The 20382-nt window shown below is 67.6% G+C and carries 16 protein-coding genes and 2 pseudogenes; 6 read left to right on the top strand and 12 right to left on the bottom strand.

Annotation, left to right across the window (positions count from 1 at the left end):
* The first annotated feature begins 272 nt into the window (after positions 1 to 272).
* From OHB41_RS48165 to OHB41_RS48150, 4 genes are all read left to right on the top strand, one after another.
* A complete protein-coding gene (locus OHB41_RS48165) occupies positions 273 to 1853 on the top strand; it encodes an ISL3 family transposase (RefSeq protein WP_526025120.1) in 1581 nt (526 codons plus the stop codon).
* Between the two features lie 32 nt (positions 1854 to 1885).
* Entirely contained in the window at positions 1886 to 2467 is a 582-nt protein-coding gene (locus tag OHB41_RS48160) for a hypothetical protein (RefSeq protein ID WP_266708508.1), read from the top strand.
* A gap of 324 nt (positions 2468 to 2791) precedes the next feature.
* Positions 2792 to 3181 carry a DUF5959 family protein gene (locus OHB41_RS48155; protein ID WP_266708506.1) on the top strand — a complete coding sequence of 130 codons (390 nt, stop codon included), beginning with the start codon at positions 2792 to 2794 and terminating at the stop codon, positions 3179 to 3181.
* A gap of 66 nt (positions 3182 to 3247) precedes the next feature.
* A protein-coding gene (locus tag OHB41_RS48150; RefSeq protein ID WP_266708504.1) for an IS3 family transposase occupies positions 3248 to 4452 on the top strand; the annotation gives its coding sequence in 2 pieces (ribosomal slippage) (positions 3248 to 3488 and positions 3488 to 4452; 1206 coding nt in all).
* Positions 4453 to 5008: 556 nt separating this feature from the next.
* Here OHB41_RS48150 and OHB41_RS52880 read toward each other — a convergent pair.
* The 3 genes and pseudogenes from OHB41_RS52880 to OHB41_RS48140 form a co-directional block, all read right to left on the bottom strand.
* Positions 5009 to 5230, bottom strand: a complete 222-nt coding sequence (locus OHB41_RS52880; protein ID WP_526025113.1) for a Helicase associated domain protein — start codon at positions 5228 to 5230, stop codon at positions 5009 to 5011.
* 84 nt (positions 5231 to 5314) lie between these two features.
* Entirely contained in the window at positions 5315 to 5653 is a 339-nt protein-coding gene (locus tag OHB41_RS48145; protein ID WP_148014612.1) for a hypothetical protein, read from the bottom strand.
* 330 nt (positions 5654 to 5983) lie between these two features.
* A pseudogene (locus OHB41_RS48140) lies at positions 5984 to 6224 on the bottom strand (hypothetical protein); the annotation flags it as partial.
* Between OHB41_RS48140 and OHB41_RS52875 the strand changes: the two are divergent.
* On the top strand, positions 6223 to 6729 hold the full coding sequence (locus tag OHB41_RS52875) for a hypothetical protein (RefSeq protein WP_266708501.1): 507 nt from the start codon (positions 6223 to 6225) through the stop codon (positions 6727 to 6729). The pseudogene OHB41_RS48140 and the gene OHB41_RS52875 sit on opposite strands and share 2 nt — an antisense overlap.
* A gap of 699 nt (positions 6730 to 7428) precedes the next feature.
* On the opposite strand, the gene OHB41_RS48130 is transcribed toward OHB41_RS52875, so the two are convergent.
* The 7 genes and pseudogenes from OHB41_RS48130 to OHB41_RS48100 form a co-directional block, all read right to left on the bottom strand.
* Positions 7429 to 7905: a DUF1259 domain-containing protein gene (locus OHB41_RS48130; RefSeq protein ID WP_266708499.1), complete on the bottom strand. Its 477-nt coding sequence runs from the start codon at positions 7903 to 7905 to the stop codon at positions 7429 to 7431.
* Positions 7906 to 7932: 27 nt separating this feature from the next.
* Positions 7933 to 8103: pseudogene (locus OHB41_RS48125) on the bottom strand (Helicase associated domain protein); the annotation flags it as partial.
* A gap of 1407 nt (positions 8104 to 9510) precedes the next feature.
* Positions 9511 to 11874: a CRISPR-associated helicase Cas3' gene (gene cas3 / locus OHB41_RS48120; protein WP_266708497.1), complete on the bottom strand. Its 2364-nt coding sequence runs from the start codon at positions 11872 to 11874 to the stop codon at positions 9511 to 9513.
* A 51-nt stretch (positions 11875 to 11925) separates the two neighbouring features.
* Entirely contained in the window at positions 11926 to 12588 is a 663-nt protein-coding gene (gene cas5, locus OHB41_RS48115; RefSeq protein WP_266708495.1) for a CRISPR-associated protein Cas5, read from the bottom strand.
* Positions 12585 to 13616, bottom strand: a complete 1032-nt coding sequence (gene cas7i, locus OHB41_RS48110; protein WP_266708493.1) for a type I-B CRISPR-associated protein Cas7/Cst2/DevR — start codon at positions 13614 to 13616, stop codon at positions 12585 to 12587. Before cas7i ends, cas5 begins: the two co-directional genes overlap by 4 nt.
* A complete protein-coding gene (locus OHB41_RS48105) occupies positions 13613 to 15037 on the bottom strand; it encodes a hypothetical protein (protein ID WP_266708491.1) in 1425 nt (474 codons plus the stop codon). The genes cas7i and OHB41_RS48105 overlap by 4 nt, the downstream gene beginning before the upstream one ends.
* Positions 15034 to 15600 carry a CRISPR-associated endoribonuclease Cas6 gene (locus tag OHB41_RS48100; RefSeq protein ID WP_266708489.1) on the bottom strand — a complete coding sequence of 189 codons (567 nt, stop codon included), beginning with the start codon at positions 15598 to 15600 and terminating at the stop codon, positions 15034 to 15036. Before OHB41_RS48100 ends, OHB41_RS48105 begins: the two co-directional genes overlap by 4 nt.
* 1236 nt (positions 15601 to 16836) lie before the next feature.
* Between OHB41_RS48100 and OHB41_RS48095 the strand changes: the two genes are divergently transcribed.
* Positions 16837 to 17547, top strand: a complete 711-nt coding sequence (locus OHB41_RS48095; protein WP_266708487.1) for a HEAT repeat domain-containing protein — start codon at positions 16837 to 16839, stop codon at positions 17545 to 17547.
* A 163-nt stretch (positions 17548 to 17710) separates the two neighbouring features.
* Here the strand turns inward: OHB41_RS48095 and istB are convergent, their stop codons facing one another.
* Complete coding sequence (gene istB / locus OHB41_RS48090) at positions 17711 to 18505, bottom strand: IS21-like element helper ATPase IstB (RefSeq protein WP_266708485.1); 795 nt, start codon at positions 18503 to 18505, stop codon at positions 17711 to 17713.
* Between the two features lie 12 nt (positions 18506 to 18517).
* The gene (gene istA, locus OHB41_RS48085) at positions 18518 to 20158 is read right to left on the bottom strand and encodes an IS21 family transposase (protein WP_266708483.1); all 1641 of its coding nucleotides are present in this window, start codon (positions 20156 to 20158) and stop codon (positions 18518 to 18520) included.
* Between the last annotated feature and the right edge of the window lie 224 nt (positions 20159 to 20382).

Below are 20382 nucleotides of genomic sequence, written 5' to 3'. Positions count from 1 at the left end.
TAGGCGGCCGCCCGGTCTTTGGTGCGTCCGTGGCGAACTATGACATAGGGGGTGGCGGAGGGGCAGCCTTGAGGGCCTGGCCGGCGGCGGGGATGAGCGGATCGGGCATGTGGCTTTGCCTACGAGAACGGGTTCTGGCTCTCTTTCCGTGACGCGCGCACGCTGAGTGACGGCTGCCGCTCGGATCAGGCTTCGGGAAGTTGCCTGAAAATAACCGGGGCCGATCTTGGTGTGGTCGACAGTGCGGCGTCGTGGAAGAGACCTCGCCCCGCCTGGAGGGCCTGCTGTTACCGTCCATCGCGGACGTGTCGGTGCTGTCGCTGGAGGTGAGCCACGAGGCGATACGCATCGACGTCTGCAGTACGGCGGCCGGGGCGGCATGCCCGGGCTGTGGGAGTGAGTCGACCCGGGTGCACAGCTCTTACCTGCGGTTTCCTGCGGATGTGCCGAGTGGGGGACGTCTGGTGGTCTTGCAACTGCGAGTTCGGCGGTTCTTCTGTCCGGAGTCTTCGTGTGCTCGGCGGACGTTCGTTGAGCAGTTGCCGGGGCTGACTCGGCGGCACAGCAGGTGGACGGAGCGGTTGCGGTCGACTCTCGCCGCGGTGGGTCTCGCCCTCGCCGGCCGGGCCGGTGCCCGCTTGGCGAGGGCCTTCGGGGTGTCCATCAGCCGCAGCGCGGTGTTGCGGCTGCTCGGTGCCTTGCCCGAGCCCGAGGTCCCGGCCCCGCGGGTGGTTGGTGTTGATGAGTACGCCACACGCAAAGGACGGGTCTACGGCACGGTGCTCGTCGACGTCGAGACGCGTCGGCCGGTGGATCTGCTGCCTGACCGGGAGGCGTCCAGCCTGGCCGCATGGCTGGCGAAGCGACCTGGGATCGAGATCGTCTGCCGGGACCGCGCGCCGTTCTTCGCGGAAGGCGCCACAGCCGGGGCGCCCCAGGCGACGCAGGTCGCCGACCGCTGGCATTTGTGGCACAACCTCGGGGAGGCTGCTGAGCGGGCTGTCGCCCGCCACCGCCAGTGCCTTCGCGTCCTGGTCCCCGACCGCGAGGGGAAGGCCGACGAACCGGCGCCGCCCGAGGAGAAGGCGGAATCTCCATGGCGGAGCGAGCGGTTCGCCAACCGTGTCCGAGCCAGGCACGCCACGGTCCACGCGCTGCTGGAAGCCGGTCACAGCCGCCGTTCCATCGGGCGCCGACTGAACATGACCCACCGCACCGTCAAGAGCCTCGCCGACGCTGCGAAGCCGGAAGACCTCTTTCGTGGTCAGTGGCAGCACAACAGGACCTCCGTCCTCGATGAGTACAAGCCCTACCTAGACGAACGCTGGGACGAGGGCTGCACCAACGCTTGGAAGCTCTGGGAGGAGATCGTTCCCTTGGGCTATCGAGGCAGCTACGGCCGGGTCAGCGCCTACCTGCGGGCGAAGCGGACCTCGCCACGGCCGGTCACCACGCAGCCGCCGGCACCCCGCATGGTGACGAGATGGATTCTCAGCCGACCCGAGACGCTGACCGAGACCGAACAGCTCCGGCTACAGGCCGTCCTGGCCAGCTGCCCCGAACTCGATGCCCTGACCGGTCACGTCCGGTCCTTCGCCCAGATGCTCACCGAGCGCCAGGGCGAACGGCTCCCGCAGTGGCTCGACGCCGTCCGCCAGGACGACCTGCCCAGCCTCCACACTCTCGCGGCCGGCATCGACCGGGACCGCGATGCCGTGATCGCCGGACTCACCCTGCCCTGGAGCTCCGGCGTCGTCGAAGGACACGTCAACCGGATCAAGATGCTCAAGCGCCAGATGTTCGGACGTGCCGGCTTCGCACTGCTCCGCAAGCGAGTCCTGCTGGCTCACTGATCGATGTCAGATGCGCGCGATAGCTTCCCGACATGGGTGTGTATCTGGTGAGCGTCGGCGCGGAGGAATGGTTCGGTGACGAGGAGGACGGATGGGGTGAAGTTGCTTCGGCACTCGATGCTGAACTCAAGCGGCGGGGTCTGCCGCCCTACGAGGACGTCCCCGCCGAGACAGCCTTCGCACCTGGCTCAGGACAAGCCTTCGAGGAAAAGCTGACCCCCGATATGACCGGGTTTCTCACCTTGTGTCAGACGCACCTGTCACGGGAGGAATCGGAGATCCTCTGCGGCTGGACCGTGCTCGTGCCCTTCTCGCTCGATGAGGAGATCTGGTTGCCCATCGAATCCGACGACCACGAGTCCATGGTGGCCGGCGCTCCTCAGGTACTACCACTCGCTGAGAAGCTGGCGGCAGCCATCGATCTTCCAGCCGAAACCCCGGCAACATGCGACAACCTCGACCTGAGCACATGGTTCAGGCACCAAGCAAAGGAACTGGCCACTACTCGAACAGGACCGTGGACCAAGGACCTGGACACAGCCTTCTACGTCGCACTGTTCCTGCGCGCTGCACAGCACTCAATCCGGCGCGGTTGCCCCGTCGTCTGCACCTGAGGCCCCCCTCGGTCCCACTGGTCTCCCAGCAAAGATCACCCACCGTACACGCGTCACGGAAAGCGATCCAGGACCCGCTCTCGTGCACAATGCCAGCTAGCCCAGCCGCTCCGTGCGCATTGCGTATCACAAGACAACAGACCTCTGGCCGGCCCTGCGCGTCCGGTTCCGTCCGGCACGGACGGGTGCGACGAGGCCGACCGGGACGCATCGCGAGGGCAGCGGCTCGTTGGTATCAGAACTCCTAACTCAATGCCCGCGTTCGGCCGAGTGCTGATGCGCGTGCATGATGCCGAAAGTCGATGCGGGAGTGGGGGAGCGGTCGTGGCAGAGGGCAGCACTGTGGATCTCATCCGTCTGGCCGATGGGGAGAGCAGTCTTGAGGTTCGCGTTCTGGGCCGGACGATGCCGGGGGTGTTGACCTTGCACGACTACCTTGATGCGGAGATCGTCGTCACGAGCGGGTTCGCCCAGGGACGTCTTGATGTGTGTCTGGCTCCGGACGACTTGGACAGCTGGGCGCAGGTCCTGGGAGAGCTCGCAGCCGGGCGGGGTGCCGTCTGGATGGATGACGGGCGCAGCCCCGAGATCCGGTTCGAGCCGTCCGGTCACGACGGGGTTGCTGTGTTCGTCGTGAGGGACCCGGCCGCATCGGGGACATCCGTCCGTGTCCCGGTGCGCTTGGCCGGCGGATGGGTCGATGAGCATCACTGAGGTGATCCCCGTGGTGTGGACACACCTGACAATGGATTTTGTTGATCCTGGAAGGTGTAGATCTCTGTGGCACGGCCCTCGAAGTACAGTGCGGAGTTCCGGTCCGACGCGATCGCGTTGTGGCGGGCTTCGGCCGGCAGGCGGACGTTCAAGGACGTCGCAGCCGATCTGAACGTCAACCCCGAGACGCTACGGACCTGGGTACGTGACGCCGACGGCTGTCCGGCCCCTGCTGGCGCGTCGCAGGACATCGAGGCTGAGTTGGCCCGGCTGCGGGCGGAGAACGCGCGGCTGGCCAAGGCGGAGAAGGAATGGCAGCTGGAGCGGGAGATCCTGCGTCGGGCAGCGGCGTATTTCGCCCAGGAGATGAAGTGAAGACCGCCGCTTGGGACTTCGTCTCCGCCCATGCCGAGGGGTTCGGCATCAAGCGGATATGCCGGGTGCTGGAGGTCTCCCGCTCGGGCTACTACCGGTGGATCGCCGGCGCCGAGGCGCGGGCGGGGCGGCAGGCCGCCGAGGACGTGCTGGTCGAGGAGATCCGCGAAATTCATGCCGAACACCGCGGGAACTACGGCGCGCTTCGAGTCCATGCCGAACTGCGCGGCTTCGGCCACACGGTCAACCGCAAGCGCGTGGCCAGGTTGATGCGCAAGCACGGCATCGTCGGCCGTCACCTGCGCAAGAAGAAGCGCACCACGATCCCGGACCGCCTCGCGCCGCCGGTGGCAGACCTGGTCCAGCGGGACTTCACCGCCAGTACGCTGGACGAGAAGTGGTGCGGCGACATCACATATATGCAGGTCGGAGCTGCGTGGCTCTACCTGGCCTGCGTCATCGACATCCGTTCGCGCCGGGTACTCGGTTACTCGATGGCCCCGCACATGCGGGCCGAGCTCGTCATCGACGCGCTCCAGGCCGCGGTCGCGGCCCGCGGCGGTGACGTCACCGGGGTGATCTTCCACGCGGACAGGGGCTCGCAGTACACGTCCGCCGCGTTCGCCCAGGTCTGCGACCGGTACGGCATCCGCAGGAGCATGGGCAGGGTCGGCTCGAGCTATGACAACGCCCTCGCCGAGAGTTTCTGGCAGGGACTGAAGCGAGAGACGATGCACGGGAAGCTGTTCTTGACGATGCCGCAGGCGAGGCTGGAGATCTTCCAGTGGCTCACCTACTACAACGCCCGACGCCGACACAGCGCGCTGGGTTACCTCTCCCCGATGGAGTTCGAACAGCAGCACCACCAGACAGCTAGACTCCAACTCGCAGCATGAACCCCTGTGTCCACACTCCGGGGGTCACCTCAGGCGAGCGGAGTCCCCTTCACGGTGGACACGGCCAAGGCTGGGCCCGCATATCTACGCCACCGTGAACGCTTCGGCTGCCCCACCACAACGGCTTCCAGCTCGAACAGACCGGGTTCCGGCATCGGTCCTCCTTCCCCCGCCACGGCTTCCCCTCGACCGATTACGTCCACTGTGACTGAGAACCTGCCCGACTCCCATCCCTCGGGCGGACATCGACGCCAACGGTTATGGCGCAGTCGACCTGGGGCCTTACACACACTCTTCCCTGCCTGGGGCAGGTCGCCCTGGGCTTGGGCCACCCGTCGTTGTGCGGTCTGAAGGGCTGCGCACGGCTCGGGGCGAAGCCGTCCGTCATCCGGCCGCTCTGTTCAGCGCGGCGCGCTCACATGGCCGGTGTCACGATGCTGATGGGTGTCCCGGTACGCACCGGACCGGGACACCCGACGCCGGGCGCGGCCTTCCCGCTCGAGCGCAAGCCCGCGCCCGCCCGACGCAGACCCCGCCAGCGTCACGGATCGGGTCATCATCCCAAGCTCGTCGAGTTCCGCACACACGTTCCGCGGTGAGTTTGCTGGCCCTGCGGCGGGTGTTGTCGAGGGACGCTCCGAACGCCCGCGACGTCTTTCACCGTCTTCCTGGGGACTTGTAGGTGGCCTTCGCGGGCGTGGAACTGGCGGGCGGCGGCGAGGTTGGCTGCCCACCGGTCGTCCTGGGTCCGCCGGGCCGGGGCGAAGGCCGGTGTCAACGCCGTTCAGACCGGCAGCTTGGGCGAAGGGCTCCAGCGCGTGTGATGCGCCGGAGCCTCTCGTGGACAGCAGCGCGAGTCAGGTCAGTAGGCGATCGATCCCTTGGTGCTGAACTGGAATTGCACTATGAATCTGGTGCCGTCCTTGACGTCGGTGGCTGCCAGACTCCAGGTTCCGACCGTGATGTCGCGGTAGGCATTGCAGTAGGAGCTGCCGCTCGTGGGGTAGAAGCAGGTGCGCACGGGCACGAAGTCGAACCCGCCGCCGGCTGCGATGGACGGCTTGACGTTGATGTCGTTGCAGTTGGACGTGGCGTAGGCATAACCGGATGCGGGCCACACGTATTCGTTCCCGTTGTCGACGGGATTGAAGCTCTTGGCAGTACCCAGGCATGTTGCTGCGCTGGCTGGCGTGGTGGTCATGGCAGTGAGCCCACCAGCCGCCAGAGTCGCGGCCGCCAGGGTTGCGAGGATCCGACGTGCTGACATGTGCGTTCCCCTCTCGATTCGTCTCCGGCGCACCCGTTCCCGCCGGCACCTCGAAGATCAGGCGGCATTATGTCGTGGACACGATCGTTTGGAGAAGAGTTAGATTCAGCCGCTGTCGACGGGTCGGCTCTCGGAAGTCGGCGCGACCTCCGGCGCTGCTCTTGCCGCAGGTGCAAGGCACTGACCATGGGTTGACTGCCGGACTGCGGTTGCCGCAGGCCGACCTGCCCATGGACGATCAGGGGAGAACGAGCGCCGACTTCCTTGGCGGCGGTCGAGTTGGAGCTGGCCGGTCACGAACAACGTGAGCGGGCCGGGGGCCGTCGCCGCCGCGCGCAGCCGGGTCAGGACGGCCTGCGGCTCCAGGGGATCGGCCAGTTCGACCACGTTCGCCGTGTCCGTGCCGGACAGCACCGCAGGTGAGACGGCCGCGAGTACGGGGGAGCACGGACGCCGCGTCCACCAGACACCCCTTGCCCACCGGCGAGGCCGCGAGGACCTTGATGGCGGACGCCGGCACCTCCCGAGGGGCCAACCTCCTCGCTGACCTGGGCGTCGACCAGCGCGACCCGGCAGAGCGCCGTGGGCTCATCGACAGCTGGCTCCAGCAGATCAGCCTGGACTCCGGCCTGCTCGGTATGGAGAAGGTTCTGGAGCACCTCCACAGCACCTCCTCTGAGCCCCCCTCATCGCCCAGGGCCGAGAGTGGTACGACCGGGCCGCTACTGCACCCGATGTTCTCGCCCAGCATCCGGACGTCATCGCTGCGGCGGCCGAACGCAGCGACGAGGCGCTGTTCAACGAAACGGTCAACTACGCCGCCTCATACGCCTACGAGCGCATCAACGAAAACGTGCACCTTCTACGACGACTACGACCAGTTCTGCGGCCCCCGAGCCAACCACGAGCCAGCCGACATGGGCGAGAGCTTCGATTTCGACAACGCCTCGGAGATGCATGCCCGCCTTCCCAGGCTGGCGCAGCTCTTCCTTGACCCCGGAGACGACTGAGTTCGCGGAGCCTCCGCACCGCCAAGTTCAGAGAACGAGACCCCAGACCTCTTCGGCCCGGGGTCTCTCTGCGCTCTGTGGGGATCTCCGGCCGGTTCAACGATCCGTCGGCCAGGAGCATCACGCCCACTGGACACCGGGTTCCCGCAGAACATGCCAAGCAGCGTGTGCAGAATCCCGAGGTCGGAGCCTGACGGTGATCTCCGTCAGGCTCCGACCGTTGTCAGTGGCCGGGCGGAGAATCACCGGATGGATCATGAACTGGCGGAGGCCGGCGAGTCCGAGATCCTCGCCGCTTCCTTACGCACGTACCTGTTCGAGACCGGCTTTTCCTTCAGCGGCCTGACCGGCAAGGAGGCGACCCGGTCCATCACCCGGGTGGTGGTGCAGTGGGTGGGAACATCGGGGTGGAGGTACAGATCAGAAGCGCATATGCGCTACATCGACCCGCCCGTCTTGCAGAGCGCGGGCTGCATCGCCTACTGGTCGCCGTCCTGGTCTGCCTACCTGGACTTGCGCGTGATGCGCAAGGACGGCCCGCCGATCGCCGTGGAGATCGACCGCGCGGACGAGAGTACCGCCGTGGACAAGCTCCGAGACGAAGCACTCCGCGGACGCCCGCGCTGTGGATCCGCTGGCACGGAGCGCTGCGTGCCGAGCTCTTGGCCGGTGTGGCCCGATGTTTGTCTCGTGTCCGCATCAGGCGGCTCCCCCGGGCATGGGCACGACGTTGGTGGTGTCCACGGCCCGGCGAATGGCCTTGGCGAGGCTGACGGCAACACCGACGGCCCAGTAGTGGACGAAGAACAGGCGTGGTTCGTCGGTGAGGTTGTGATGGTGCACCTCGACGAGTTCGACGCCACCGCGCCGCAGGGCCACGAGGACGGGCTGGACCTCCTTGGCGATCATGACCAGGTCACCGCTGAGGGCGGCCCTTCCACCGCCGAGCGGCTGGAAGCTGACGGAGGTGGTGGCACCCAGTCCCGGAGGCAGGATCACAGGGCCGTCGGCGACGGTCTCGCGGCGGACATAGGTGCACCTGTAGATCTCGCCGTCGGCGGCGCCCTTGACACCCAGGGCGGCGTCGATCGCGGCGCCGCGCCTCCATGACCACCTGCGTCTCCAGCCGGTCCAACTCTCACGCAGATCCTCGAACAGGCCCAGAGCAGCACCCACATCGTCCGGTTCATCGCCCGGCTCTCAGACCATCCCGGCCTCCGGCAAGTCGAGCAGCGTCCTGCGCCGCTCCTCCAGTTCTCCCGTCCGCAGTGCCTTGCGCTGCTGGTGCACCCATCGTCCGAGGGGGAAGTCCTTGGTGAAGCCGACCTCGACCTCAACGTCGTACGGGACGGCGTTGACGCCGGTGAATTGGCTATCAATCACGGTGGTTCGATGGATAAGAGCCCAGGCCTGGTAGATGGGGAGGAGATCCTCTCCCGCCGCATCACCGAGCCGCCGGAGCTGGTTGAGATCCCACATAGGGCTGATGACGACGCCGTGGCGACCTTACCGACGACTTCAATCGCGCGTTGCGATCCCGCATGGGGCTGATGACGGCCCCTCTGCGTCGGCCTCGGACTCGACTGGTCCGCGTTGCGATCCCGCATGGGGTTGATGACGACTCGGCGTCGCCCTCGCTACCCCGGCCGACTTCATCGTGATGTTGCTATCCCTCATGGGCTGATGACGACCCTCGTCTACGACACCGAAGACGTCGGCAAATGCGTGTTGCGAACCCTCCTGGGCTGATGATGGCCCTCACCGCGGACGTGGTCGTCTGCGACCGTTGGTCGTTGCGAACCCTCCCGGGCTGATGGCGATCTGCAACGTTGTCCAGGTCGAACTCGTTGGTACGTGATTGTGAGCCCTTTTGGGCTGATGACGGCGAGCGTGTACGTGCCGCACGACTTCGTCCGTATGGAGTTGCGACCCCTGCTGGGCTGATGACGACCTCACATCGGCGCAGGTCGACCGGCAGCTGGACGTCGTCAGGTTGCGAGGCCTTCTGGACTGATGGTGCCAGGCGGCCGACCACGGCTGGGACGAGTGCGCGAAGTTACCTACCTTTCTGGGCTGATGACGACGGGCGCCAAGCTCGAAGAGCTGGTGAAGTTCTACATGTTGTGATCCCTCTGGGGTCGATGACCACGCGCGCGCTGGTCATAGCCGAAGCGCAGGAGCACTTGTTGCAAGCCCTCTAGGCTGATGATGATCACGGACCGGCTCGTGATCGACATCAACGGCGACGCGTTGCGAGCCCTCCTGGGCTGATGAAGGCCACGCCGGGTGCTCCTGTTGAGTATGACGTGTGGGAGTTGCGATCCCTTCGAAGGCTGATGACGGCGCGGGTTGGCCCCGCTATTTGAGCAGACTATCCGCCACGTCTTGCAATCCCTCTTGGGCTGGCGGCGATCGCACTGCACCCGCGGGATACAAAGGGGCGGTTCATGTTGCAATCTCTTTCGAGTTGATGACAACCGTCGCGCGATTACGAAGGCGCTACTGGCTGAATAGTTGTGAGTCCTCTTGGAATGATGGGTGTTCGCTGCTGTAGCGCTCCAGATCGCAGACATGATGTTGCGATCCCCCTGAGGTCGATGACGACGCGCGCGATGGTCATAGCCGAAGCGCAGGAGCACTTGTTGCAAGCCCTCTAGGGCTGATGACGGCTCTAATCTGACTCGCGGTTTTGCCGAGTACTTCGAGTTGTAATCTTTCTTGGGCTGATGACTGCGATCCAAGAGATTGGTGAGCGGTTGCAATCCATTTGGTCTATGCGGGTCAGGCTGTTTCCTCTGGTTTGTATGTGGTGCTGGGGTCTTTCACGGCTTTCAGTCCGTGTTCTTTGGTGTAGTCGCCGTCGATGACGTGGACTTTCAGTTCGGTGTCGTAGCGGGCTTTCGGGGCGGCGCTGGCGGGGAGGGGGATGAGGTAGTCGTCGGCGAGGAGCCGACCGGCGGGACCGTCGGCCTGGTTGAGTGCGGCGGCGTAGTGGTCGCGGTCTTCGGTGAGGATGGCTTCGGTGCCGTCGAAGAGTTCGTCGAAGCGTTCGGCGAGCGGGCCGCGGTCGTCGTAGGGGTAGCTGAAGTTGAGGAACGTGGCCGCGAACTGGTTGCGATGGTGGAGGACTTCGTTCCGCCATGTGGTGCCCCAGGGGGTGGCGTAGATGCTGTTGAGCCAGTCGGTGATCTCGTTTTCGTCGACGGGGTGTCCGTCGTGGGCGGTGAGGATGCGCCAGGCGGCCTGGGTGGGGGCTTGGGGGTAGATGCCGTCGGCGAACCACTGGCCGGGTGCGTCCTTGCGCGGGCTGTAGCGGGCGGCGTGGACGATGACATCGGCTGGAGGGCGGGCGGCGATGCGGTTGGCGCGGCCGAAGCGCTGGGCGAGGGCTTCGAGGTCGGCGGCGGCGGTGAACAGGACGTCGAAGTCGACGTCCATGGAGACCTCGAGGACCTGGGTGGAGACCACCAGGCCAGGCAGCCGGTCGCTGGCGCGGGTGCGTTCCACGCTGTGCTGGGCGAGGATGTGCTGTTCGAGGCGGGCGCGGTCACGGCGGCGGTAGCGGGAGTGCAGCATGGTCGCCGCCCCGGGCCCGTGGAGGGCGCGCGCTCGGGGGCCGAGCTCGTCGTAGAGCTGCTGGGCCTGACGAATGTTGTTGGCGATCACCAGGACCGACTCGCCATGCTCCATGCGTTCGGCGATCTCGGCAACGGCGGCCGGGTCGGTGAGGTGGTGGGGACGGGTGTGGATGCCGTGCCGGGCCGGGGGGTGGCTGTCGGCGTCATCCGTCCACGTCACGGGCCCGGTAAAGGTGTCGGTGATGAGGTCGGCGAGGGCGTCGGGCAGGGTCGCGGACAGGATGGCGAAGCGGCCGCCGAGCCGTTCGAGCAGGCCCATCATGGCCAGGATGTAACCGAGGCGTTTGGTGTCGTAGGCGTGGAGCTCGTCCATGATGAACACCGAGTTCGCCGCGTCAACCAGCAAGGAGGCGTGGGCGGGGCCGACCAGCGCGGCGCGCAGCAGCTGGTAGGGGGTCGTGATCCTGACCGTTTCGGTGAACAGCCGGGTCGCGGCCTGCCGGGCCACCGCCTTGCGGGCGGCCGTGACCCGTTTCTGGTCGCCGTCTTCGGGGCAGGCGGCAGTCGCCAGGTGGTAGGCGGCGGCCCGCCCGTGCGCCACACCGACCCGCTCCGGCGCTCCGAGTTCTTTGGCGGTGCGGTCGGCGTTGGCGTTGATGGAGGCGAGGTAGGGCAGGGTGTAGAAAACGCGGGGCACGCCTTGGCCTGCGGCCAGCAGGGCGGCGGTCTGCCTGCAGGCCCACAGCCAGGAAGCTTCGGTTTTGCCGCTGCCGGTACGGGAACGGAGCAGCAGGTGCCCGTCGACGGCGGCGGCGCGCTGCTGGTGCGGCCGCAGCGTGTATCCCTTGGCCGTGATGGCGTTTTCCAGGCGGGTGGCGAAGGCCGGGCCCATGGGCTGCACGAGATGGGGGCGGGTGTTGGCGGAGGAGAGGTGGTCGGCCATGGTGACGGCGCCCTGCAGCAGCACCGCCGCCAGGCCCTCCTCGGCGCTCGTGCCGTACTCGAAGCGGTCCAGCAGCCCGCCCAGCTCCGCATGCGCCTGCGCGATCCAGTCGGCTCCGGCCGGAAGCGGTTTGACCGCCAGCCCCGCCGCGTCGGCGGTCTCATACAGCCAGGCCGCGAGGGCCTCGGCTACGGCCTGGTCCAGCGGCGCGAAGCGGACCCGCCACTCGGAAAGCGGCGCCGTACCGTACAGCCCCGCCAGGGAGCGGGGGGAGTTGGTCAACGCCCGGTGGTGGGTGGCGACGCCGGCCGCCACCCACGCGCGCAGCCCCTCGTCCGCCACCAGCGGCACGAAGCCCAGGGACAGCACCTCGTGCCGCTCACCCCACACTGCGCCCCCGACGAGCATCTGCTGGAACCCGATGGGGATCTTGCCTGCGTCGTGCAGAAGATCGGCGAGGCGCACCGCGTCCCAGAACCCGGGCATGATGTCGGCCACCACGGCTATGCGCCCGGCGCGCCGGGCCACCACCTCGGCCGCATCAAGCGCCGCCCGCAGGTGCACCGTCAGCTTCTCGGGCGCCCGTCCCCGCCGGGCACTCTTGGCCAGAACCTCGTGCAGCACGCTCCCCTCTCCCATGTTCGGCTGCTCTGGTGGCGATGAGGACATGGGCTGTTACGCCTCCGCGGTTGCGGGGTGGGTGGTCGGGAGCAGGCTGACCGCTTGCCCAGTCGGGGTGCGGTAACTGCCAGGAACGGCGCTGGAGGCGGTGCCGGCGGCATCGTGTCGGTAGGTGCCCCACACGGTGCGGGTCCGGTCCAGCCGGAGCGCGGTGGGTAGCCGCAGCGCGGTGCCGCCCGCGCCGGGGGCGTCCTCGACGAGGGCGCCACGCTGCTCGCCGGCCTCCTGGACCAGTTCGATAGTGTCCAGGTGCAGGCCGACGAGGTCCTGGCTGCGGCCGAGGCGGAGCGGCCAGGCCGGCCGGCGCAGGATGCGGCGCCACCGGTCGGGCTGGTCGGTGATCCAGACTGTCAGGGTGGTGAAGGCCAGGAACTCGCGGTCTTTCGGCACTGGGGTGGTGGGCCGGCCTTTGGCGTCCAAGGGGTGGTAGGTCTCCAGGTCGACGCCGCGCCCCTGGGCGTGGAAGGCCATGGCGAACTGGAAGGCGTCGGGTACGTGCTGCCAGCCGCCGGCCGCGGCGGCAAGCATGCCGCCGACCGTGGACGGCGGCGGGCAGGGCAGCTGGACCTGCACGCCGGAGTACAGGGGATTGCGGAAGCTGGCGACCGGGGCCGTAAAGGTGGCCTCGAGCGCGGTGACGGATGCTGCGACGGTCATGCCTTGGCGTCCTCGAACCAGTCGTCGTGGGAACCGTCCTCGATCTCCTGGGCCAGGCTGTTCAGGATGGTGCGCGGATGGTCGATCACCACGGTGCCTGCGGTGATCAGGTCCTCCAGGTCGCGGCGGGCGCGGTCGCGCTGGTCACCGAGGAAGCCGGGCGCCCACCCGATCCATACCGCTCCGTCGAGTTCGTCGCGCCAAGCGGCGAGCTCCTCGGCGAACGTGTCGGCGGCGAAGGCGGGCTTGCCGTCCTTGTTGGCCAGAACCCGGGTGAAGGGATTGACGCCGCCCTTCACCGGTGCGAGGAGGATGAAGGCCGGGGCGCGATCACCGTAGTGGGAGGCGGGCTTGGCCCCGCCCCTCAGGGCGGCGAGCGCGCGCAGCACCAGAGCGGCGCGGCGGCGCCGCTCGGCGATGTCCAGGACCAGGGACGCCACCCCGCGGAAGATCGCCTCGGTGGCCCCCGCGGCGGCGGCTTCCTCGGCAGCCTGGGGGTGCAGGGCCACGCGGATGCCCTGGCCGTTGGTCTCGAAGGTGCCGATGCGGGGCAGATCGAGGTTGAGGTCGCCGGCGCAGACAGCGGTGTAGAACTCGTGCTCGTGGATGAGGGGACTGTCGTTGGCGGCGAACCCGCGGGTCATGGTGCCGAAGTCGGAGGTGGGCCGCTGGGGGGTGACGCTGACGAACGTACCGGTCGCCAGGACGGTGTCCCGCTGGCAGGAGCTGTCGGAGCCCTTGATGGCGACCATGTAGCCGAACAGATCGTCGTCCGCGTACAGGTCGGGACGGCCCTTGGTGTAGGCCTGCTGCTTCTTGCCCTTGCCCTCGCGCAGGACGGGGGAGACGGTCTCACCGGCGGGGAAGCTGTCGCGCAGCCAGCGGCGCACGGCCTGGGGTGAGATGTAGGGGTACGTGTCCCGGCCGACCTGCATCTTCTTGACCACGCCGACGTTGTCCTGGCCGCGGCCGTTGTTGGGGGCGCCGGCCTGGATGTCGAGCGCGAGTTTTCCTGCAAGGTGCGTCACGGGGCGATTCCTTCCTCAAGGGCTTCGGTATCGGCGGGGTCGATGGCGTCGGGGTCGAAGTCCTCGACGATCGTCTTGGCGTCTTTGGGCTGCCAGCCGCGGCGGTGCAGTTCCGCCAGAACGGACGTGAGCAGGTACTGCCGGAAGAACCAGGCGTTGCCGTCCTGGCTGGGGGAGAACAACAGCTCGAACCCGCGCTCGGTGATCAGCGGAGCGCCGCCCTCCGGGCGGGACAGGACCCATTCGACGCCGTGGCGCTGCAGCCAGCCGCGCAGGTCAGCGCCGCGGCCGGTGCGGAACAGGGCGTGAAAGCCGGTGAGCTTGCCCCCGGTGTCATCGGGCTTGAACAGGGCGGCGACCCGCTGTGCGGTCGCACGGATCTCAGCCAGATCCTTCTCTTCCATGTGCAACACCTCATGCAGGTAGGAGCCGGCCAGTTCGGCAACGGCCGGCGACTCGGGCGCAGGCCGGCCACAGGCCTCGGTCCGGGCGGTCAGGTAGGCGCAGAGAACGCCGGGGATGGTCTCGGGACGGTGGAACACCCGCCAGGCCAAGTTCTGCGCACCGCTGTTCTTGTCGGTGCGCAAGGAACGCAGCAAGCACGCGAACCCGGTCCGCCGATCGGGCAGCCGCGTCGTGGTGCGCAGCCACTCGGCAAGCGGCTGGTCAACGGCATGCGAGGCGAGGACCTGGTCCTGGTTGTTGTTCGTGAACACCAACAACTCCACGCCCGCTGTGACGCGGTGCTCGTAGCCACGCAGCGCCGCCAACACGGCAACGTCGGCCGACGGACTGACCGGCTTCGCACCGAGCGTGATCAGCAGCCCGTTGCGCTGTACCTGCCGGCCGACGGTGTGCGCCGCGAAACGCTCGTCCCAGGTGTGTACGACCGTACTTGGGCCCCCTGACAGCTGGCTGCCAAACGGCACCGCGTGGAAGGAACACACGCACGGCCAGCACAGCGCGAGACCGGCATGCCCGCGCGGCGTGCTGTTGCGATAGGCGACCGACTCGGCCAGCACGACGTCGCTCTTACCGTAGAACCCGACCGCTGCAGCCCCGCACAGCGCGCACCCCGTCCCTGGCCAGCTCTGCGATGCAGGGATGGTGCGCCAAGCCCGGACAGCCTCGGTGACCTCCGTATCGGAGAGCTTCTTGTTCCGCGGGTGATTCATCTTGCTGTTCGGCCACAGGCTGTACGAACACTTCAGGAGAAACCCGGCCTCCGCCTTGGTATCTCTCACGAGAGCGGCCCCCACAGCAGCCGAGGTCACCTTCTCGGCGGCCGCCTCGAACAGCGGGCCCGCCACCATGTCGGGATGTCGGGCGCCGGCGAACGCCGCCAGGGCGAACGCCCCGACCCTCTGCAACGGATGAGGCGTCAGCCGCAGCGACACCTGCTCGGCAGCAATGCCGGTCATGCGGTCACCCACCCGAACCCGGCCCCGGTCTGCTGGCCAATCCCCGCAGACCACAGAGCAGACAGCGCTCCGGCGCCTCCGCGAACCTCGACCTCCACCGGCGCCCCCGTCCGATGACCGGAACGGCCCTGGCCACAGACACGGAAGGCGCGGCGCACGCCCACCCACGTGATCCCCTCGACAGAGAGGTCCGCGGCATGCCCGAATGTCTCGGCCCGACGGTTCAGATTGCGCTCCAGCGCCACCGGATACCCCGGATCCTCCGGCAGCAACGCCCGTACAACGGTGTGCTGGGTGCCGGGCTCGGGCTGCCGGTAGTCGGACAGATGCACAGGGCTGGCCGTGCGCAGCCGGGCCCGGCCGACGGAAAAGCTGGGCGGCTGCTGGACGGTGACAGTGCTGACCTGCAACGCGACTCCGCCCCAGTCCAGCAGCGAGCGGGCCGGGTCCATGAAGGCCAGAGCCAGAGCCTGTACGAACTCCGGCAACGGACTGCCGAACTCCAGATAACCGCTCCCGCCCGCCGCATACTTTCCGGGCACCCGCCGCGCGCTCGGAAACATGGGCGCGCTGTACCCGAACGGGGCCATACCGTAAGGACCCCATCCGTTCTCATGGATCTTCTCCGCGAGATCGGGTGCAGTCCGACGAAGCGCGTCGTACACGATGCCTCGTCCAGGAGCGAGAACGTTCTCCCATGGGATCTCCCGAGCCCGTGTACTGATCTTCAAGTGCAGCCGCACGAGCCCCCCTCTCTCCCCATCCGGGGCGTATGAGTTCACGTCAGGGCACGCCAAATAGACCTCCATGAGGTGGAGTTGGCGTTCCGAGGAGCAAGGTACACAGGGGCACTGACAACGTCCGCTGAGCTGGGAGATACCACCATTGCGGACAACGGGTCAGGTATTGTCACCAGTTGCCGGGCGTGAGGCCGATGGTGCTTCTTCGCGCGTAGTCAGCTGCTGTGGTCATCAGCCCAGGAGGGTTCGCAACTCGTGGTTGTAGCGCGCGACGACATCCGGGCACCCAGTCGTGGTCAGCCCAGGAGGGTTCAGAACATCTGGATGCAGTACCGCCCGGTGCGGCTCGTGCGGGTCGTCATCAGCCCGAGAGGGTTCGCAACCACGTGATGTGAGCTAGGCCTTAGCAGGGCCGCCACTTCACCAGCCCAGGAGGATTCGCAACATTCCGACGATGACGGGGGCGCGGTGCCAGGCGGGTTGTCATCAGCCCAGGAGGGTTCGCAACGGGATGTCGATCACCGTGGTGGTGGCCTCGTGCCAGGTAGTCATCAGCCCAAGAAGGATCGCAACATGGTCGAAATCATCGGTGGACCGCTGAGTAGCGGGGTCGCCATCAGCCCAGGAGGGTTCGCAACGTCTGCTCGTACGCCGTAGCGCCGACCTGCACCGTGGAGTCATCAGCCCAAGAGGGTTCGCAACATCGTGAAGTCCACCTCCGTCAGGCCGGAGCCGACCGTCGTCATCAGCTGCGATGTGCCGATCCGAGATCAGCCGCATCCTCTTGGAACTGACCGGCCTGCCCTCCTGGGCCCGGGAGATGGATCGCATGCGCGCGCAGGTGGCTACGAACATGTCGTTTGGCCCCAGCGGAACGGGCATTCTGGCCCCAGGTGGCGATCTTCAGCGGACAGCATGAACGAATGGATTGGCCCCAGCCGTTGGCCCGCGGTGCGCTTGGTCAGGCAGTCCGACCGGTGACGGGTGTAGGTCGGCGACGCCGGGTGTCGGTAGGGCATGGCATGGTGGCGGCCGAATGAAGTTGCGAAAGGAGTCGAGGTGGCCTCGCTGGGGGAACGATTGCGGCATCGGAAGGCCGAGGTCTTCGAGGACGGGCTCCGCGAGGCGGTGATGGAGGGCCCCGTCGGCGAGGCCGAACTCGTCTCAGCTTTGGCGGATGTCCCTCGCAGTCGCCATGTGTCGGTCGTCGCCGTGCTGGGCGATGCCCAGGGTGTTGAAGGTCCGCAGGTGTTGCGGAGGATTCTGGCGGCCGACGGGATGTCGCGGGACACGCGCTGCGCCGCGGTTCTGGCCCTGGCCAAGCGATGTGGGCCGCAGGCGTCGGCTGATCTCGTGCAGGCCCTGTCCAGCACTGACGCGACCGTGAAGAACTACGCGATGGTGGGCCTCGCGGGCGCGGGAGACGACCAGGGCTGGGAACAGGCGTTTGTCCGTTTGAAGCAGATATTGCGCCGCCCGGGGCCGCCGCCCGGCCTCAATCCTCGGTATCTGTCTGTGCAGTCACCGGTGGCAGCAGCGGTCTGCTATCTCGCTGGGCATCTCGACGGCGCCGGTGGCGAGCGCAGTGTCCGGCTCGTGGGTGAGCTTCGGGATCACTGGGATCGGCTGGGTGCCGCTGAACAGGAATGGCTCACCGACATGTGGCCGGGATGCGTGCTGGAGGGTCCGCCAGCAGGTGAGGTTCTGCCGCCGGACAGCGGACGCCTGCAGGCGTGGATCCGTGTTCCCCTCTTCGGCCCGGTGCATTGACGCCCGGCCATGATCGGTTCGCCCCTTCCTCGCTGCCGTGAGTGTGGCTGTCCGTCGTCGTGGGTTAAGGTCGTTCGTCCTCGGCTTCGCCTGCGGGCGCTCCACCTTGACCCGCTCCTCCGACCAGCGGGATCGGCAACTGCGGAGGAAGGGCCGAGTGTGGTCAGGAGCCTGCGGCGGTCTGCTGGCGGGCCCTGGTGTGGGCCAGTCGGTAGGAGTCGCTGCCGGTCTCGATGATGTTGCCGCCGAAGGTGAGCCGGTCCACTATGGCCGCGCAGAGCCGGGGGTCGGTGAAGGTCTTGGTCCACGAGGAGAACGATTCGTTGGAGGCGATGGCCATGCTGTTCTTCTCTTCGCGCTCCGTCAGGACCTGGAACAGTAGTTCGGCGCCGCGCCGGTCCAGCTCCATGTAGCCCAGTTCGTCAATGCAGAGCAGGTCGACGCGGCCGTAGCGGGCGATGGTCTTGGTCAGCAGTTTCTCGTCGGCTGCCTCGACGAGTTCGTTGACGAGTTTGGTCGCCAGGACGTACTTGACCCGGAATCCGGCGATCGCGGCCTCGGTGCCCAGGGCGATCAGGAGGTGGGACTTGCCGGTTCCCGAGTCGCCGATCAGGCAGAGGGGAAGTCCTTTGCGGACCCAGTCGCAGGAGGCCAGTGTGTGGATCGCGGCCGGGTCGATGGCGGGGTTCGCATCGAAGTTGAACTGCCGCAGTGACTTGTCGCGAGGGAAGCCGGCGGCCTTGATCCGGCGCTCGGAGCGGCGGCGGTTGCGGTCGTCGCACTCGGCCATCAGCAGCTCGGCCAGGAGTCCGCGGTAGGTCATCTGGTCGCGGGCCGCGGCGTCGGCGAGCTCGGAGAACTGGCCCCGCATCGTGGGCAGACGCAGGTTGCGGCAGGCGGCGTCGATGGCCGCGTCGGCGGCCGGTTCGGTCAGGCCACGGGGGCGGACGGCATTCATGGCAGGACTCCCTTAACTACTGGTGGGGCGCCCGGTTGCGGGCCGGGTGTGGCGAAGGAGCTGGTCGTAGGCGGCGACCGAGGGCAGCGGGCGCGGGTCGGGAGGCAGTGCGGCCAGGCGGCGCGCGGTCAGGGAGATCACCGGGGAGGCGATCTGGCCCAGCGCGGTGTCCGGTCCGGCCGGGGAGGGGGTCTCGTGTTCCGCGGCCCGGCGTGCTTCCAGGGCGACCGCGTCCGAGGTCAGGGCCCCGGCCCGTAGGGCGGCGGCGATGCCGGCGACGACGTGATCGTGGTGCATGTGCCGGTGCAGCAGCAGGACCTCGATCAGCGCGCGGGTCCCGGCAGCGTCCCCGTGGGCTTTGCGGGCGGCCTCCCACCAGGCGTCGTGGACGGGAGTGAACTTGCCCGCCGCGCGGGCCTGGTCCAGGGCGGTGGCCCCGGGCAGTGCGCCGGGCTTGCGCAGGAGTCCTTCCAGGTAGTGGTCCAGGTTCAGGCTGCTGGCGCCGCGCGCGACCAGGCGTTCGTGGCGGGCGACCTCGGTGCGGCCGTCGTAGACCACGACCTCGGAAGCGTGCAGCAGGACACGGACCTGGCGGCCGATCAGCCGCACCGGTACCGAGTAGTGGTTCTGGCGGACGGTGATCTGCGCGTACCGGTCCACTCGCGGGGTCAGCAGGCGCCCGGTCTCGAAGTGGTCCTCGGGCAGTGGCTGCAGCAGCGGCTTCTCGATAGCGAAGAACTCGCCGACGGTGCGCGGTCGCTCGCCGATGCGGCGCTGGTCGTTCTGGCGGTCCCACTCCTCGATCCGGGCGTTGAGCTCGGCCAGGGAGGCGACGTCGGGGACGGGGACCAGGTGGTTGCGGCGAAACCTGCCGACCTCACCCTCGACGCCACCCTTCTCGTGGGCGCCGTCAATGCCGGGCATGCAGTAGAAGGCGTCCAAGCCCGCCCAGGAACGGAACGCGGTCCAGCGGTCGGTCTCCACTCTGGCCCGGCTGAAGCCCAGCACCCGGGCGACCGCAGAGGTCAGGTTGTCGTAGCGGACCTTCCCCGTCGGCACCCCGCCCAGCACCTCAAAGGCATGGATGTGCCCCTCGAAGAATGCCTCCTGGCCTTGGGAGGCCGAGATGCGGTGCACGGCCTTGCCCGAGAAGGAGAGCCGGAAAACGAACAGGTAGCACAGGGTTCGGACTCCGTTGAGGGTGACGACGACGTCGCCGAAGTCGACCTCCGCCTCCTCGCCGGGCCGGTGGGTCTGCGGGATGAACACCGCGGGCGGACCGCGGCCCTCCTCGACCCAGACCTCAGGCTTGCGGCGCTTGATGTAGTCCCGGACCCGGCCGTAGGAGACGTCGGCCATGCCGTGCTCCTCGACCAGGCGGTCGAAGACCCGCTTGGCGGTGTGGCGCTGCTTGCGCGGGGCATCCAGGTCCGCGCGCAAGATTGCGTCGATCAGGTGCTTGTAGGGGTCCAGCACCGATGCGCGCGGCGGCCCCGGCTTGCGGGGTGCCGGCCACGGCGAGGTCAGGGCCTCACGGACCAGCCGCCGGTGAACTCCGTGACGGCGCGAGAGCTCGTGAATCGACAGCTTCTCCGTGCGCGAGTCGCGGCGGATCGCCGCGAACAGCTCAACCTTGGATCTCGGGCCGTCCATCCGGGCCCCCTGACTATCGGAAGCACATCAATGCTGCCACCACAAGGCCGTCCCCGGGGCCATTTCTGATGAACACTCAATCTGCGATCAAGCCCTTGGGGCCAGAGAACCCGTTCCACTGGGGCCAGAGAATCCGTTCATAGCCACGCAGGCCCTCCCCAGTTGGGAGGTGTGGCCGTACTTCACCGACGAACACCAGGTATGGGTCTGACGCCGATGGCGAG

Origin of the sequence: Streptomyces sp. NBC_01571, assembly GCF_026339875.1 — a bacterium.
Classification (GTDB): domain Bacteria; phylum Actinomycetota; class Actinomycetes; order Streptomycetales; family Streptomycetaceae; genus Streptomyces.
Note: the sequence above shows the minus strand (reverse complement) of the source record. Positions and strands in the feature narration are given on the sequence as shown.

Coding starts and splice junctions, on each gene's coding strand:
- OHB41_RS52875 (WP_266708501.1), top strand. CDS start 6,223: ATGGCGGACGCCGGCACCTCCCGAGGGGCCAACCTCCTCGCTGACCTG.
- istA (WP_266708483.1), bottom strand. CDS start 20,158: ATGGACGGCCCGAGATCCAAGGTTGAGCTGTTCGCGGCGATCCGCCGC.
- OHB41_RS48105 (WP_266708491.1), bottom strand. CDS start 15,037: ATGACCGGCATTGCTGCCGAGCAGGTGTCGCTGCGGCTGACGCCTCAT.
- OHB41_RS48160 (WP_266708508.1), top strand. CDS start 1,886: ATGGGTGTGTATCTGGTGAGCGTCGGCGCGGAGGAATGGTTCGGTGAC.
- OHB41_RS48100 (WP_266708489.1), bottom strand. CDS start 15,600: ATGTTTCCGAGCGCGCGGCGGGTGCCCGGAAAGTATGCGGCGGGCGGG.
- istB (WP_266708485.1), bottom strand. CDS start 18,505: ATGAATGCCGTCCGCCCCCGTGGCCTGACCGAACCGGCCGCCGACGCG.
- cas5 (WP_266708495.1), bottom strand. CDS start 12,588: ATGACCGTCGCAGCATCCGTCACCGCGCTCGAGGCCACCTTTACGGCC.
- OHB41_RS48145 (WP_148014612.1), bottom strand. CDS start 5,653: ATGACCACCACGCCAGCCAGCGCAGCAACATGCCTGGGTACTGCCAAG.